This window comes from Deinococcus metallilatus (assembly GCF_004758605.1).
In the GTDB taxonomy this organism is placed as follows: domain Bacteria; phylum Deinococcota; class Deinococci; order Deinococcales; family Deinococcaceae; genus Deinococcus; species Deinococcus metallilatus.
In genome coordinates this window covers 417501-432671 of the sequence record NZ_CP038512.1, presented here as the reverse complement: position 1 = coordinate 432671, position 15171 = coordinate 417501, and the positions used below count along the sequence as shown (strand labels likewise).

Below are 15171 nucleotides of genomic sequence, written 5' to 3'. Positions count from 1 at the left end.
GGGGCGAGGAAAGGAGTGATGTTGAACACCAACCATAGCCGCCACAGGCGCGGACCACACAGGGGGCGACCGCGGCAACTGGTCCGTGCCGGACTGCTCGGCGTCGCCGCGGCGCTGCTCACCGGCTGCCAGTCGGCGCAGTTCCTGTCCATGGGGGACATGGCGTCCGCGTACAACCGCGAGATCCTGTGGATGAGCGTGCCCGCCATCATCCTCTCGATCATCATCTTCATCGGCGTGTCGTACGCCCTGTTCTACACGGTGCGGAAGTTCCGGGAGGACCGGAATGACGCGCCCCCGGCGCAGTTCCACGGCAACAACCGCCTGGAGACGGTCTTGGTGGTCGTGCCCATGCTGCTTGTGATGCTGCTCAGCGTGCTGACGGTGCGCTCGCTGGCCCGCCTGAACCCCACCCCGCAGAACGCCGTGAAGGTGGACGTGCTGGGCAAGCAGTTCTGGTGGAACTTCAGCTACCCGGCGGCCCCGGCCGCAGCAGGCGGCCACGTCACCAACGGCAACGAGATGGTGATACCCACCCGCAGCTGGGTGGCCCTGACCGCGACCAGCGGTGACGTGATCCACGCCTTCTGGGCGCCCAACCTGGGCGGGCAGCGCGACGCGACCCCCGGCACCCAGAAGACCTGGCAGATCAACACCGAGCGCCCCGGCGTCTACCAGGGCAACTGCAACGTGCTGTGCGGGGCCAGCCACGCCAACATGCGCTTCAAGGTGATCGCGCTCGACCCGGCCCGTTACCAGTCGTTCCTGGCGGCGGCCCAGGCGTACCGCGCCCCCACCCCCGCCACCGGCAGCGCCGAGGAACGCGGCTACACCCTGTTCATGCAGGGCAAGCCCGCCACCGGCGCGCTCGCCTGCGCCGCTTGCCACCGGGTCCAGGGCACGCCTGCGGCGGGTGCGGCCGGTCCCGACCTCAGCTTCTTCGGCACCCGGCAGACGCTGGGCGCGGGCATGTGGGAACACGAGCGGGCCAGGGAGATGCTGCACGAGTGGATCAAGCACAGCCCGGCGGTCAAGCCCGGCAGCCTGATGCCCCCCTATGACGGCAGCAGCTACACGGTGAACGGTAAGGTGCAGAAGGCTGGCCTGCTCACCGACGCGGAGATCGACGATCTCGCCGCTTACCTGCGCAGCCTGCGTCTGCCGGAAGAAGCGGACTACTGGCGCGGTGTGCCGGTCATTGACCTGAACACCGTCACCGAAGGAGGGAACCCGTGACGGTCCAGCATGCTCCACCCCCCACCACCATCGCTGCCCGCCGGGGCGCCTGGGAGGTCATCAAGGACTACATGATGACCACCGATCACAAGAAGATCGGAATCCTGTACATGGTGACGTCGGTCGTTGCGTACGCCATCGCGGGCATCCTCGCGGTCCTGATCCGGCTGCAACTGGCGCTGCCCAACCAGGGGCTGCTGGTCGGCCACGACTACAACCAGGTGCTGACGGGGCACGCGGCCCTGATGGTCTTTTTCTTCCTGATTCCCATCGGGCTCTTCGGGTTCGGGAACTTCCTGCTGCCGCTGCAACTCGGCGTGCGCGACGTGGCGCTGCCGCGCGTGAACACCTTCGCGGTGTGGCTCTTCGTCTTCAGCATGGTGATCTTCATCGCCTCCATGTGGAACGGCGGCACGCCGGGCGCGGGCTGGACCTTCTACTATCCGCTGTCGGTGGACCCCACCCAGCAGGCGGGCATCAGCGCCATGATGGTCGCGCTGGCCCTCAACGGCATCGGGTCACTGCTGGGCAGCGCCAACTTCGCGGCCACCATCGTGAACATGCGCGCGCCGGGCATGGGCCTGTGGAAGATGCCGATCTTTACCTGGAGCATCTTCGCCACCAGCCTGCTCCAGCTCGTCAGCCTGGGGGGCCTGACCGCCGCCGCGCTGGTGACCTACCTGGAGATCAAGCTGGGCCTCTCGATGTTCAACCCGGGCATCGGCGGCACGCCGATCTTGATGCAGCAGTTCTTCTGGTTCTACTCGCACCCCGCCGTGTACGTGATGCTGCTGCCCTACCTGGGCATCGCCGCCGAGATCGCCTCCACCATGGCCCGCAAGCCGCTCTTCGGCTACCGCGTGATGGTGTACTCGCTGCTGGGCATCGTGCTGGTCAGCCTGCTGGTGTGGGCGCACCACATGTTCGCGGTGGGTCTGCCCGAAGCCTGGCAGATCGCCTTCGCGGTCGCCACCCTGATCGTGGCCGTGCCGACCGGCGTGAAGATCTTCAACCTGATCGGCACCCTGTGGGGCGGGCGCATCATGATGAAGACCCCCACCTACTGGCTGGTGGGCTTCATCTTCAACTTCCTGGTGGGCGGGATCACCGGCGTCTCGCTGGGCATGATTCCCTTCGACTACCAGGTCACCATGAGCTACTACGTCGTGGCGCACTTCCACAACGTGATGATGTTCGGCACCGCCTTCCTGGTGTTCGGCGGCCTCGCCTACTGGTGGCCCAAGATCACGGGCCGTTTCCTGGATGAGCGGCTGGGCCTCTGGCACTTCTGGGTGACCATGATCGGCTCGTGGATGACCTTCCTGCCGCAGTACATCCTGGGCCTGCTGGGCATGCCCCGGCGCTACTACACCTACCCGGAAGGCAACTTCGCCTGGACCGAACTGAACTTCATCTCCACCCTGGGCGCGCTGACGCTGCTGGTGGGCGGCATCATGTGGGTCTACAACATGCTCCAGAGCATGCGGCGGCCCATCACCGCCAGCCCCAACCCCTGGGGCGGCTTCACGCTGGAGTGGACGGCGGCTTCTCCCCCCGCCGCCTACAACTTCGCCCACGAGTTCCCCACCAACTTCCCCACTGAGCGGCCGCTGTACGACTGGGAAAAGGGCGGCGAGAAGCTCACGCCGGTGGACCCCCGGAGCATTCACCTGCCGGTGGATTCCATCTGGCCGTTCGTGACGGCGCTGGCGATGTTCCTGATGGGCTATGGCCTCGCTTTCGGCTGGTTCACCAACTACACCCCGGCGGCCGGACTGCAACCGTTCTTCGCCGCCAGCCCCAACCACGTGTTCGCCAGCATCCTGCTGTACCTCAGCATTCCCCTCTTCATGTGGGGCCTGTTCAAGTGGGCGGGAACGCGCGAGTACGCCGTGCCTGTCGAGCACCACCACCTCACCAAGTACGACAACGGCTTCATGGGCATGGCCTGGTTCATCATCTCCGAAGTCGGCCTCTTCGGCGTGTTGATCGCCGGGTACGTGTACCTGCGCATCAGCGGCCACGCCGAGCCGCCCGCCATGCGCCCCAACATCTGGCTGGCCGCGCTGAACACCCTGATCCTGGTCAGCTCCTCCTTCGTGATCCACAAGGCCGAGCAGGACCACCACCACGGGCGCTACACCTGGTTCCGGCTGGGCCTCTTCATCACCCTGCTGCTGGGCACGCTGTTCATGCTGTTCCAGGTGTACGAGTTCTCGCTGTTCGGCCATGAGAGCGACTGGAAGCAGAACCTCTGGCAGTCGTGCTTCTTCATCATCGTCGGCCTGCACGGTCTGCACATCCTGATCGGCGGCACCGGCGTCGCCCTGCCCTACTACCAGGCGATGACCGGCAAGCTGGACAAGTACAACCACGGCTCTATCGGGCCCGCCAGCCTGTACTGGCACCTGGTCGACGTGGTGTGGCTGTTCATCGTGGCGATCTTCTACGCATGGTGAGTTAGCTTTCAGCAATCAGCAGTGGGGACGTGAGGAGCGTCCCCGCTGCTCTTTTTGGCTGACGGCTGAACGCTCCTGGGACACCCCGCCCCCCTCCCCTCCCCTAGCCTGCACGTCATGAAGTGGCTCACGGCGGCGCTGCTGGCCCTCGCGGCGGTTCTGGGGGGGCTGCTGCTGTACCGGAACGTCTCCCCGGCTCCGACGGGCGGCACCGTGCTGGACAATCCGGTGAAGCTTCCCGCGCTGCGGCTGGTCAATGACCGGGGGCAGGCAACGGCGCTGAACGATTCGGGCGGAAAGCTGCGGCTGATGTTCTATGGCTACGTGCGCTGCCCGGACGTGTGCCCGGCGACGCTGGCGGCCCTGAAGAACATCTACGCGGGGCTGACGCCGGGGCAGCGGAAGCGCGTGCAGGTGCAACTGGTGACGGTGGACCCGGTGCATGACCGCCCGGCGGTGCTGCGCGACTACCTGAACCGCTTCGACCCCGCGTTCACGGGCCTGACCGGCGACGCCGCCACTATCGACGAGGCTGCCCGCGTGATGTTCGTGGCGAACGTGCAGCCGCAACCGGTGACCGATCACAGCGCGCACCAGGGCCAGCACAGTGGCGGGGCGGGAGCCGACCCCGAGAACCATGAGGACGAGGCGCCGGGCGGGGCCACCGAGGCCGCCCGCATCCACGGCGATCAGGTGAGCGTGGTGGACCCGCAGGGCCGCTTCGTGCGGGTGTACAACAACGCCGAGGTGATCGGCGGCGAACTGGAGCGCGATTTGCCGGGATTGATCCGGAAGTATGGGAGCTGAAGCGAACGTCCCCACCCTCATCCGGTGGGGACATTCGCTCGGCTCCTTTTTACCATCGGGCTCTACCAGAAGCTGCCAAGAACAGAGTTGAATCGCAGGCGAATTCACTGAGGCTCTCGGTGCTAAGGCGTAAAGAGCCTCCAGTGCCCCTCGGAGATAACTTCGCTGCTACCGCCCTGCACTTTGATCGCGGTTTGATCGTCAATCGCGTAGGCCGGGCCCTGGATGCCAGCCGCCCACCTTTCCGCGTCGGCCAGGGTGTTTTCCGGCAGATCCTTGTGGTCCAGATGCGGAAAGATCGAAAAATCAACGATACCTAGCGTTTCATCGCTCCCGGTGGGTGCCTTCCAACCGACGAAGTCCTCCCCGATACGGGGAGTCATCACCATGCTCCCGGCGCTCAGCCCCACCCAGACGGTTTCGTGCAGCGACGGCAGGAGGTCCGCCAGCCCGGACTCCCGCATCCAGTGGCACAGGTACAGGGCGTCGCCGCCATTCACCAGCAGGACGTCTGTCTCCCGGACCCAGGGAATCCAGCGCTCTTCGCCGATGCTGGGCAGTGCCGTGAGTTCCAGCACGCCCAAGGACTTCCACCCCAGCTCGCACATGGGGGTTCTGGGTTCTCGTCCGCTGATGAATCGCCATGCCCCACCAGGACTGCCCTGGGGATGCCCGTACCCCGCCGTGGGGATACAGAGGGCGTTGGAGTCGGTGATCGGCTTGCCCAGGAGGTCGACCAGCGCGCCCTGGAGACTGGGGTTGGTGATCCCAGCCGAAGTGAGCAGAAGTTTCAAGGTTCCTCTCCTTCCGGCTGCGGGGGTTGAATCACCGAGAAGGTCGCGCCTCCGGGGTCTTGCAGTACGGCAATCCGGCCATAGGGGGAAGCGTGCGGCCCGGCCTGGAGCTGGCCGCCGTTCGCCTGAGCCGTCTGCACCGCCTGGTCGGTATCCTCCACCGCGAAGTAGATCATCCAGTGGGAGGGCAGGTCCGGCGGCCAGTGGATATCGTCCATCTGCATTACTCCGGCGTTCTGGTCTGCGCCTTGGTAGAGGACGTGGTAGCCCATGTCGGGGAGGGGCTGGCTGGTGTTGCCCAGCAGCGAGGTGTAAAAGTCGCGGGCGCGGTCGGCGTCGCGGGTCTGCAACTCGGCCCAGGTGAAGGTCCCGGGGGTGCCGGTCCGGCCCATGCCCGCCTGCCGTTCCGCCTGCCACAGGCCGAACAGGGCGCCAGTCGGATCACGGCCCATCAGCAGGTGACCGTGATCACCGACCGACATGGGCCCCACGTTGACCTCCCCGCCCAGGTCACGGATGCGGGCAGCATCGGCGGACACGTCGTCACTGGCGAAGTAGAGGTGCCAGAGACTCTGCCCCTCGAAGGGCGGAACGACGGCGGCGACAGGACGTCCGCTGGCAAAGGCGACGCTGTATTCGCCGTCCCCGGCACCCTGCTTCTCGAATGTCCAGCCGAACAGCGCCTCGTAGAACGGGCGGATCGTCTCCGCAGCGGGGGTCATCAGGTCGAGCCAGGTGGGGGTTCCGGCGGCGGGGTGGGTCTGCATGAACAACCTCCTGAAAGCAGGGATGCGGGGCGGCAGCCGGGCGTGATTCGCCGCCACATCACCCAAGAAGCGTGGTGGAGTTGCGCTCGGCTTTCTCCACCACCTGAAAGGTCAGCTCCTGTCGACCTGCACCACGCTGAACACTGCGCCGTCCGGGTCGGCCAGCACGGCCATCTGGCCGTAAGGCGTGTCGAAGGGGGGCACGCGGACGCTTCCGCCGCCCTCCCCGGCGACCTGGACGGCCCGCTGAAGGTCGTTCACGTCGAAGTAGGGCATCCAGTGCGGGGGCACGGAGGCGGGCCAGTGTTCCTCGTCCATCTGCATGATGCCGCCGACGTTGTCGTTCCCCTGCTTGAGGATGTGGTAGGTCATGTCGCCGGGCATGGGTTCGCTGGTCGCGCCGAAAAGCTGGGTGTAGAAGTCACGCGCCCGGTCCGCGTCACGGGTGTTCACTTCCTGCCAGGTCATGCTGCCGTGTTCGTTCTCCAGTTCGGACCCCTGAAACGCGAGGGGCTGCCACAGGCCGAAGACCGCCCCGGTGGGGTCGCTGGCGACCAGCATGTGGCCCAGCGGACCGACCTGCATGGGTTCGGCGAGAATCTGCCCGCCCAGCTCGCGGATGCGCTGTGCGTCGGCCTGGGCATCGTCGCTGGCGTAATAGATCGTCCAGGCACTGGGCATCTGCGCCATCTCCGGAGCTTTCGGCATGAACCCGGCGACCGGATGACCGCTCTGACGGACCATGTGGTAATGGCCGAACTCCGGCCCCTGATCCTCGAAGGTCCAGCCGAAGAGGTCGCTGTAAAACCGCTTACTCTCCTCGGGTTTGCCGGTGGTGAGATCGTACCAGGCGGATGTTCCGGCGGCGTGGTGGGTCTGAACGGGCATGCTGTCCCTCCTGGGAGTGAGGCGGAGTGGGCTGACAACTTAGCTTAAGTCACAATTCTTGTTCTGTCAAGAGCAGAATAAGGGGGCACTTTTCATTAAGGGGGAGAATATCAGGGCTTGATCTCCGTACCCGGCCTTCCTATTTCGGAAATAGCGTAATATACCCACATGACCGAACCTCTCGACGCCGCCCTCCGTCCCAAGAGCCTGACGGAGTACGTGGGCCAGGAGCGGCTCAAGGAAAAGCTGGGGGTGTACCTCCAGGCCGCCAAGGGCCGCAAGGAAGCCCTCGACCACACGCTGCTCTTCGGCCCGCCCGGCCTGGGCAAGACCACGCTCGCGCACATCATCGCCGCCGAACTGGGCGTGAATATCCGCGTCACGTCCGGCCCGGCCATCGAGAAACCGGGGGACCTGGCCGCCATCCTCACCAACAGTCTGGAGGAAGGCGACGTGCTGTTCATCGACGAGATTCACCGGCTGGGAAGGGTGGCGGAAGAACACCTCTACCCCGCGATGGAGGATTTCAAGCTGGACATCGTGCTGGGGCAGGGACCGGCGGCCCGCACCATCGAGCTGCCGCTGCCGCGCTTCACGCTGGTGGGGGCGACCACCCGGCCCGGATTGATCACCGCCCCGATGCGGTCGCGCTTCGGAATCATCGAGCATCTGGAGTACTACACCGCCGAGGAAATCGGCACCAACCTGCTGCGTGACGCCCGGCTGCTGGGCTTCGGGCTGGAGGAGGACGCCGCGCTGGAAATTGGCGCACGTTCACGCGGCACCATGCGGATCGCCAAGCGGCTGCTGCGGCGTGTGCGCGACTACGCCGACGTGGCGGGCGAGACGACCATCCGGCTGGAGCGCGCGCATGACGCGCTGGACAAGCAGGGGCTGGACGCCGCCGGACTCGACGACCGCGACAAGAAGTACCTCGAAACCCTGATCCACCGTTTCGCGGGCGGCCCGGTCGGCGTGGACACCCTCGCCACCGCGATCAGCGAGGACGCGCTGACGCTGGAAGACGTGTACGAGCCGTACCTGATCCAGCTCGGCTTCATCAAGCGCACCCCGCGCGGCCGCGTCGCCACCGCCCACGCCTACGACCACCTGGGGCTGCCGGTGGGCGCGGCGGACGGGGATCTGGGGCTGTATACGAACTGAAGCTTTCAGCCGTCAGCGGTCAGCTTTCAGCAAGCCTTGGCTCAGGCCAGGGCTTTCGTCTTGCTGACGGCTGACCGCTGAAAGCTGACCGCTACACTCTCCCCATGCCCGACCCCCAAGTCCAGATGTTCGGCCTGAAAAAGAGCGCCGCCACCCGTGCCGCCGAGCGGTTTTTCAAGGAGCGGCGGGTGAAGGTGCAGTTCGTGGACCTCAAGGAGCGGCCCATCGCCAAGGGGGAACTCACCCGCTTTGTCCAGAAATTCGGCCTGAATGCCCTGCTGGACCTGGAGGGCAAGGCCTATGAACGCAGCAACCTCGCCTACCTCCGCACGACCGAGGAGGGCATCATCGCCCGCATCATGGAGACGCCGGAGCTGCTGCGGCTGCCGCTGGTGCGCGGCGGCAAGGTGCTGACGGTGGGGGAAGACCCGGAGGGCTGGGCGCGGATGCTGGAGGGGTGAGGCCATGGGACGCCGCTTCAATCTGAATTCCTGGCTCCGGGCCGCCATTGCTGGCGTCATGTTGTCGGGTGGCGTTGCCCTGGCCCAGATGTACTCCTCCAACGATTACCTGGGCGCGAAGTTTGACCTCGGGACCTTTGAACTCTGCCAGATGTACGGCTGCAAGGCTCTCTCCACGAGCCCGGCAGGCGATGGGGCCTTCCAGTCCTTGCAGCTCCTCAGGCTGGACGTGAAGCTGGGCCTCTCGCTCTCGCCGTCCCATTCCATCATGGGCATTCAGGCCGTGACCCCGGCAGACAACGCTGGCGCCAGTGCTTTTCTCATACGTCTGATCGAGCGTTCCTTCGGCAAGCAGTACACGGCGGCAGCGCTTGAGGAGTGCTACAGGCGCATTCCCGCGAACGCAACGGCCTTCAAACTGCTCACCGATGACCACTACGGAGTGGAATGCTTTGTCAGAACGGCGGGGGGACAGAAGTTCCAGGGCCTCCGGGTCTACTTTGACTTTTAGCCCTGGGGTACGGCCCGCCCTACCCGCACCCGCGTGTTGTGAAAGGTACTCCCCCCGCCCAGGTCGGTGAGCGTCTGCGCGGTGACGGCGTTGATGCTGGTGCCGTCGGGAGCCCTGAGACCCCACCACGTCCCCTCCAGGACGGCGACGCCGGGCTGGACCACCTCCGTCACCTTGACGCGCCGGGTGGCCCGCCCGACCTCGCTGGCAATCACCGCGTATTCGCCGTCAAGCAGGGCGTACGCTTCCGCGTCAGCGGGGTGGATCAGGACGTGGGGTTCGCTGCCCTCGGCGCGGGTGAGTTGGGGCAGGTTCCCATACGTGCTGTTCAGGAAGTGGTGCGCGGGCGGCGTGATCAGGCGCAGGGGGTAGTCGGCGTTCAGCACCGCTTGCGGTTCACGGTAGCGCGGCGCGGGCGAGAGCTGCACCTTGCCGCTCGGCGTGTCCGCCCCGTGTGCGTAGGGCAGGAAGCCTTCGGGGAGGTTCAGATGCACGCTGCCCTCGGCCTTCAGGCGCTCCGGGGTGATGCCGGAGAGGTACGGGTGATCCGTATTCAGGAGTTCGGCCAGCAGCTCATCCATCGTCCAGTACACCGACGGCTCGGTCACCCCCAGGCGGCGGGCGAGCTGCTGAAAGACCCAGGTATTCGGGCGGGCCTCGCCGGGGGCCTCCAGCGCGGCGGGGTTGTAGCCCAGCCAGTGGTGGCCGTAGCTGGTGTACAGGTCCGGGTGTTCCATGAAGGTCGTCGCGGGCAGCACGTAGTCCGCCAGGCGGGCCGTCTCGGTCATCGCCTGTTCCAGCACGACCATCAACAGGTCGTCCCGCTGCATCCCAGCACGCACGCGGGCCGAGTCGGGCGCGACGACGGCGGGATTGGTGTTGTAGACGACCAGAGCACCCAGCCCGGCTTCCGGCGCGAGGGCGTTCGCCAGTTCGTTCATGTTGACGTGGGGCACGTCAGGCCGGACCAGGTGTGCCCCGCCCAGCCGCGAGCGGTTGAGGGGAAAGGCCCCGCTGGTACTCAGGACCACGCCCCCGCCCCGGTGCCGCCAGTCGCCGGTCAGCGCGGGAATCAGCGTCACGGCGCGCAGGTTCGTCCCGCCGTACTCGTGCCGGGTCATGCCGTACCCCACCCGGATGTAGGTGGGCCGCGTGGTGCCGATGGCGTGGGCGAGGTCGCGCACCTCCTCCACCGTCAGGCCGGTCACCTCCGCGGTACGTTCGGGCGTCCACTCCCGCGCCGCCTCGCGCAGTTCCCCCACCCCCTGCGTTGCCTCCGCGATGTACGTCTCGTCGGTCCAGCCGTGCGCGAAGAGTTCATGCATCACGCCCAGGGCGAGGGCCGCGTCGGTGCCAGGTTTCAGCTTGAGGTGGGTGTCGGCGTACTGGCTGGTGCGGTTGCGGTAAGGGTCAATGTGGATGATGCGCGCGCCGTTCTTGCGGGCTGCCGTCATCTGCGGCGTGAGGTGGACGTTGGTGCTGAGCGAGTTGATGCCCCACAGGATGATCAATCTCGCGTGGGGCACGTCCAGCGGGTCCACCCCGTAGCGGGCGCCGTAGCCCATGCTCCAGGCCGCCGTCCCCGCCGTGGCGCAGATCGTCTCGTCCAGTTCGGGGGTGCCCAGCGCGCGCCACAGGGCGTGGGCGTGCGAGCCTTCCATCAGACCCATCGTGCCCGCGTAGTTGTAGCGCAGGATGGCGGAAGGGCCGTTACGGTCCAGCAGCGTCCGCAGGCGTGCCGCGATGTCGTCCAGCGCCTCGTCCCAGGTCACACGCTCGAAGCGGGGTTCGGGGTCGGTCTTCTTGCCCACCCGCCGGAGGGGATACAGCGGGCGATCCGGGTGATTCTGCCGCACCGGGTAATGCACCGTCTTGGCGCAGGCGAAGCCCTTGGTGTAAGGATGGCTGGCGTCGCCCGTCAGCTTCAGCGCCCGCTCCATGCCGTCCTCGCCGCGCGCGAGCGTCACGCGCAGGCGGCAGGCGTCCGGGCAGTCGAGCGGGCAGGTGAGGAGGACTTCGCGGGTGGGGGCGGCGGTCATGGGGGGAAGTCTACGCCCGAACCTTCAGGCGGGGCGGAACTCCAGACCCCGCGCCGCCAACGCCGCCCGCAACTGCTCCAGCGCGTTCGGCCCCAGCCCGTGCAGGGCGAGCAGGTCGGCTTCGGAATGCCGCGCCAGGTCTTCCAGGCGCGTGATGCCTGCTGCCATCAGGGCGCGGCGGGCGGGGGCGGCCAGTCGGGGAAGGTCAGTCATGCAGGAAGTCTAGTCACCCACCCGCTCGTAGGGTGAGGGCACACGGGGCGTTGGGGAACGGTCAAGGCCACCCGGGTCTATTCAAACAGCCCAACGCGCATCCATTTCCCCGCTCACCAGCACAGTAGAATCTTGCGATGATCGCAAAGACCTACACCACGATGCTCGGCGGGCGTGAACTGAGCATCGAAACCGGCAAGCTGGCGAAACTCGTCAGCGGCAGCGTCACGCTGCGCTACGGCGACACGCTGCTGCTGGTGACCGCGCAGGCGCGCGAGGAAAGAAGCACGCTGGACTTCCTGCCGCTGACCGTCGAGTTCGAGGAACGGCATTACGCCGTCGGGAAGATTCCCGGCTCCTTCCATCGCCGCGAGGGGCGGCCCGGCGAGCAGGCCATCCTCAGCGCCCGCATCACCGACCGCCAGATTCGCCCCCTCTTTCCCAAGGGCTACCGTCAGGAGACGCAGGTCATCATCAGCGTCCTGTCGGCGGATCAGCAGAACGCGCCGGACGTGCTGGGCGCCATCGGCGCGTCGGCGGCCCTCACCATCAGCGACATTCCCTGGAACGGGCCGACCGCCTGCGTGCGCGTCGGGATGGTCGACGGCGAGTACGTGATCAACCCCACCAGCGACCAGCTCACGCGCTCCAGCCTCGATCTGGTGGTGGCGGGGCCCCGCGACGCCGTGAACATGGTCGAGGCGGGCGCGCAGGGTGTCAGCGAGGAAGTGCTGGTGGGCGCCATCGAGTTCGCGCACCGCGAGATGCAGGGCGTGCTGGACCTGATCGAGACGATGCGCGCCGAGGTGGGCCGCGAGAAGTTCAACTTCCTGGCGGACAGCGACCTCAGCACCGATCTGGTGCCGGAGTTGAGCGAGGCGGCGCGGGCGGCGGGCCTGCGGGACGCGCTGCTGACCACCAGGAAGAAGGAGCGCAGCGCGAACCTCAAGGCCTTGCGTGACCGGCTGATCGCGGAGCGCGTGCCGGAAGGCGAGGGCAACGAGGAACAGGTGGAAGCCCTCAAGGCCGCCTTCGCCAAGGTCGAGAAGCAGGAACTGCGCCGCCTGATCCTGCAAGAAGACCTGCGCGCCGACGGGCGCAACTCCAAGACCGTGCGCCCGATCTGGATCGAGGTCCGGCCCCTGCCCCGCGCGCACGGCAGCGCGATCTTCACCCGCGGCGAGACGCAGGTGCTGGGCGTGACCACGCTGGGCACCGAGCGCGACGAATTGCTGGTGGACAACCTGACCGGCGAGACGAACGACCGCTTCCTGCTGCACTACAACTTCCCGCCCTACTCGACCGGCGAAGTCAAGCGCGTCGGCGGCCAGTCGCGCCGCGAGGTGGGCCACGGCAACCTCGCCAAGCGCGCCATCCGCGCGGTGCTGCCCTCCTTCGACGACTTCCCCTACGTGATCCGCGTGGTGGGCGAGGTGCTGGAGTCGAACGGGTCGAGCAGCATGGCGACCGTCTGCGCCGGAACGCTGTCGCTGATGGACGCGGGCGTGCCGATCCAGGCCCCTGTCGCGGGCGTGGCGATGGGCCTGGTGATGGAGGGCGAGAAGTACCGCATCCTGACCGACATCCTGGGGTTGGAAGACGCGCTGGGCGACATGGACTTCAAGGTCTGCGGCACGGCGGAGGGTGTCACCGCGCTGCAAATGGACATCAAGGTGAGCGGCGTCACGCCCGCGATCATGCGGGAGGCGCTCGCGCAGGCCCGCGAGGGACGGCTCTACATCCTGGGCAAGATGGCGGAAGTGCTGCCCACCCCACGCCCCGAACTCTCCCCCACCGCGCCGCGCATCCTGACCCTCAAGATCAACCCCGAACTGATCGGCAAGGTGATCGGCCCCGGCGGCAAGCAGGTGCGCGAGCTGGAAGCGATGGGCGCGCAGGTCACCATCGAGGAGGACGGCACCATCCGCATCTTCAGCTCGGACGGCGCGGCGGCCGAGGCCGTCCGCCAGAAGATCGAGGGCCTGACCAAGACCGCCAAGGTGGGCGAGGAGTACGAGGGCACGGTGGTGAAGACCGCTCCCTTCGGCGCCTTTGTCAACCTGTACCCCGGTCAGGACGGGATGCTGCACATCAGCCAGATGAGCGAGAACCGCGTGAATGCCGTCGAGGACGTGCTGAACGTGGGCGACCGGCTGCGGGTCAAGATCGCCAACATCGACGACCGGGGCAAGATCGACCTGATCCGTCCCGAGCTGGAGGGCAAGATCGCGCCGCGCGAACCGCGTCCCGCCCGCGCGGGGGGCGACCGGGGACCGCGCCCTCAACGGCGCGAGTAGGCAAATCCGAGAGGGCCGCTTCCGTGTGGGGCGGCCTTCTCGCTATTCCCGCGCCGTGAACACCGCCAGAGCCGCCGCCCCCAGCGCCCCAACCGCACCCGTGACCAGCGGCCCATCCTGCCCGTCCAGAAAGGCCCGGATGACGAGGCCCAGGCCCAGCACACTCATGCCCAGGATCAGCAGCAGCGTGACCGGGAGCGGCATAGGCGACCCGGCGCGGCTGGACACCCGCCTGCCCCAGCCGTAGCCCGACACGATCAGCAGCAGCGCCCCCAACCACCCTATGCCCGGCCAGCCCATGCCCAGAGCATAGCGGCCCACGCTAGAATCCCCGGCATGAGGCCCGCCTACCTGACCGCCGCCCGCAACCTGCAACTCGGGCGCGAGTGGGCGGTCGAGGGGGACCAGGACCGGGCGCTCGACGCCTACGAGGAGGCCCTCTCCATCCTGCGCGCGCTGCCCCCCGAACGCACCCGCGACGTGCTGCTGGCCCACACGCACCTGGCCTTCTACCAGACGCTCGCCCTGATGGACCCCGAGGCCGGACAGGAACACCTGCACCTCGGCGTCAGCTACGCGCGCTCGACCCGTGATCCCCTCGCCCGCGCGATTGCCGAAGAGTGCCTGAGCGGGCTGGACGTGGTGTTGTGACTGCCGGGAGAACGCAAGAGGAACGCTGCCCGGCAGGCAAACCTGGCCGGGCAGCGTCTTGTCTGAGGCGGGCTTACTGCTGACCCGGCAACTGGAGCTGGGCGACGGTGCGGCCCTGCGCCTTGTCGTACACGCACTGCGCCCCGAGCTGCCCCAGAACGGCGGTCTGCCCCCGGATGCCGATATTCGCGGGGGCGGCCAGCGTCCAGCCGCCGCCCGGCAGGGTCTGGACGCTCTGCACCAGTTGGCGGGGTTCGGCGGCGATCTCCGCGCGCAGGTTCTGGTTCGGCTGAAGCTGCCCGGTCTGCTGGAGAACACTCTTCAGGGTGGTCAGTTGCTCGGCCTGGCCGATCCCTTCCTTGCAGGCTTCCAGAAACCGGAACTTGCTGATGCCGTTGGCGGCGCGGTCACTGTAGTAGGGATTGTGCCGGACGGTCAGGGCCGTCACGAAGCCGAGCAGCAGGACACTCAGCAGGATGGCGACCCACAGCAGCGTGCGGCCCACGTTGCCGTGACGTTGGGAAGAGGTCAACTCGCTCATGTCGGCCCCAGCATAGCGTGGCCGGGCAGGCGGGAGGGCCCTCACCAGTCGGTAGCGACGCGCGTGACGCCACCCAGGCCGACACGGTTCAGCGCCGCACCCACGGTCTCGCCCGAGACAGGATGCGCCAGCTCCGGGTCGAGGTCCGCGAGGGGGGCCAGCACAAAGGCCCGTTCCCAGGCGCGGGGGTGGGGGAGGGTCAGGCCCGGCGTGTCCTGCACCCGGCCGCCGTACAGGATCAGGTCGAGGTCCAGCGTCCGCGCCTCCCAGCGTTCGCGGCGCACCCGCCCCGCCCGGGCCTCGGTAGCGTGCAGCGCGGCGAGCAGTTCGGCGGGCGCGAGGG

At 67.3% G+C, this 15171-nt stretch carries 16 protein-coding genes (1 of these 16 cut by a window edge); 8 read left to right on the top strand and 8 right to left on the bottom strand.

Going from position 1 to position 15171, the window contains the following annotated elements:
* Nucleotides 1–18 precede the first annotated feature (18 nt).
* The 3 genes from coxB (at nt 19) to E5F05_RS08005 (ending at nt 4502) form a co-directional block, all read left to right on the top strand.
* On the top strand, nt 19–1236 hold the full coding sequence (gene coxB, locus E5F05_RS08015) for a cytochrome c oxidase subunit II (protein ID WP_129118113.1): 1218 nt from the start codon (nt 19–21) through the stop codon (nt 1234–1236).
* Nucleotides 1233–3695 (top strand): cbb3-type cytochrome c oxidase subunit I, encoded by a 2463-nt coding sequence (locus tag E5F05_RS08010; RefSeq protein WP_129118112.1) that lies wholly within the window; start codon nt 1233–1235, stop codon nt 3693–3695. Before coxB ends, E5F05_RS08010 begins: the two co-directional genes overlap by 4 nt.
* A 117-nt stretch (nt 3696–3812) precedes the next feature.
* Nucleotides 3813–4502, top strand: coding sequence for an SCO family protein (locus tag E5F05_RS08005; RefSeq protein ID WP_129118111.1), 690 nt, complete (start codon nt 3813–3815; stop codon nt 4500–4502).
* A gap of 122 nt (nt 4503–4624) precedes the next feature.
* On the opposite strand, the gene E5F05_RS08000 is transcribed toward E5F05_RS08005, so the two are convergent.
* The 3 genes from E5F05_RS08000 to E5F05_RS07990 all read right to left on the bottom strand — a co-directional run bounded on the left by E5F05_RS08000 (nt 4625) and on the right by E5F05_RS07990 (nt 6951).
* The gene (locus E5F05_RS08000) at nt 4625–5296 is read right to left on the bottom strand and encodes a Type 1 glutamine amidotransferase-like domain-containing protein (protein WP_129118110.1); all 672 of its coding nucleotides are present in this window, start codon (nt 5294–5296) and stop codon (nt 4625–4627) included.
* A complete protein-coding gene (locus E5F05_RS07995) occupies nt 5293–6063 on the bottom strand; it encodes a VOC family protein (protein WP_129118109.1) in 771 nt (256 codons plus the stop codon). The genes E5F05_RS08000 and E5F05_RS07995 overlap by 4 nt, the downstream gene beginning before the upstream one ends.
* A gap of 111 nt (nt 6064–6174) precedes the next feature.
* Complete coding sequence (locus E5F05_RS07990; protein WP_129118108.1) at nt 6175–6951, bottom strand: VOC family protein; 777 nt, start codon at nt 6949–6951, stop codon at nt 6175–6177.
* Nucleotides 6952–7119: 168 nt separating this feature from the next.
* Between E5F05_RS07990 and ruvB the strand changes: the two genes are divergently transcribed.
* From ruvB to E5F05_RS07975, 3 genes are all read left to right on the top strand, one after another.
* On the top strand, nt 7120–8115 hold the full coding sequence (gene ruvB, locus E5F05_RS07985) for a Holliday junction branch migration DNA helicase RuvB (protein WP_129118107.1): 996 nt from the start codon (nt 7120–7122) through the stop codon (nt 8113–8115).
* 104 nt (nt 8116–8219) lie between these two features.
* Complete coding sequence (locus E5F05_RS07980) at nt 8220–8576, top strand: ArsC/Spx/MgsR family protein (protein WP_171029504.1); 357 nt, start codon at nt 8220–8222, stop codon at nt 8574–8576.
* A gap of 4 nt (nt 8577–8580) precedes the next feature.
* The gene (locus E5F05_RS07975; RefSeq protein WP_129118106.1) at nt 8581–9087 is read left to right on the top strand and encodes a hypothetical protein; all 507 of its coding nucleotides are present in this window, start codon (nt 8581–8583) and stop codon (nt 9085–9087) included.
* Here E5F05_RS07975 and E5F05_RS07970 read toward each other — a convergent pair.
* Together E5F05_RS07970 and E5F05_RS07965 are read right to left on the bottom strand one after the other, a co-directional pair.
* Entirely contained in the window at nt 9084–11126 is a 2043-nt protein-coding gene (locus E5F05_RS07970; RefSeq protein WP_129118105.1) for a molybdopterin oxidoreductase family protein, read from the bottom strand. The genes E5F05_RS07975 and E5F05_RS07970 overlap by 4 nt on opposite strands.
* Nucleotides 11127–11150: 24 nt before the next feature.
* Nucleotides 11151–11339, bottom strand: a complete 189-nt coding sequence (locus E5F05_RS07965; RefSeq protein ID WP_129118104.1) for a helix-hairpin-helix domain-containing protein — start codon at nt 11337–11339, stop codon at nt 11151–11153.
* Nucleotides 11340–11476: 137 nt separating this feature from the next.
* Between E5F05_RS07965 and pnp the strand changes: the two genes are divergently transcribed.
* Nucleotides 11477–13636 carry a polyribonucleotide nucleotidyltransferase gene (gene pnp, locus E5F05_RS07960; RefSeq protein ID WP_129118103.1) on the top strand — a complete coding sequence of 720 codons (2160 nt, stop codon included), beginning with the start codon at nt 11477–11479 and terminating at the stop codon, nt 13634–13636.
* A gap of 42 nt (nt 13637–13678) precedes the next feature.
* On the opposite strand, the gene E5F05_RS07955 is transcribed toward pnp, so the two are convergent.
* Nucleotides 13679–13957 (bottom strand): hypothetical protein, encoded by a 279-nt coding sequence (locus tag E5F05_RS07955; RefSeq protein ID WP_129118102.1) that lies wholly within the window; start codon nt 13955–13957, stop codon nt 13679–13681.
* A 15-nt stretch (nt 13958–13972) separates the two neighbouring features.
* Between E5F05_RS07955 and E5F05_RS07950 the strand changes: the two genes are divergently transcribed.
* Nucleotides 13973–14287: a hypothetical protein gene (locus tag E5F05_RS07950; RefSeq protein ID WP_129118101.1), complete on the top strand. Its 315-nt coding sequence runs from the start codon at nt 13973–13975 to the stop codon at nt 14285–14287.
* Nucleotides 14288–14360: 73 nt separating this feature from the next.
* Here the strand turns inward: E5F05_RS07950 and E5F05_RS07945 are convergent, their stop codons facing one another.
* On the bottom strand, nt 14361–14828 hold the full coding sequence (locus tag E5F05_RS07945) for a hypothetical protein (RefSeq protein ID WP_129118100.1): 468 nt from the start codon (nt 14826–14828) through the stop codon (nt 14361–14363).
* A gap of 41 nt (nt 14829–14869) precedes the next feature.
* Nucleotides 14870–15171: the 3' portion of a 2-amino-4-hydroxy-6-hydroxymethyldihydropteridine diphosphokinase gene (gene folK / locus E5F05_RS07940; RefSeq protein ID WP_129118099.1), read on the bottom strand. 190 nt of this gene lie beyond the right edge of the window; only the last 302 of its 492 coding nucleotides appear in the window; the start codon falls outside the window, past its right edge — the gene reads right to left on this strand; the stop codon is at nt 14870–14872.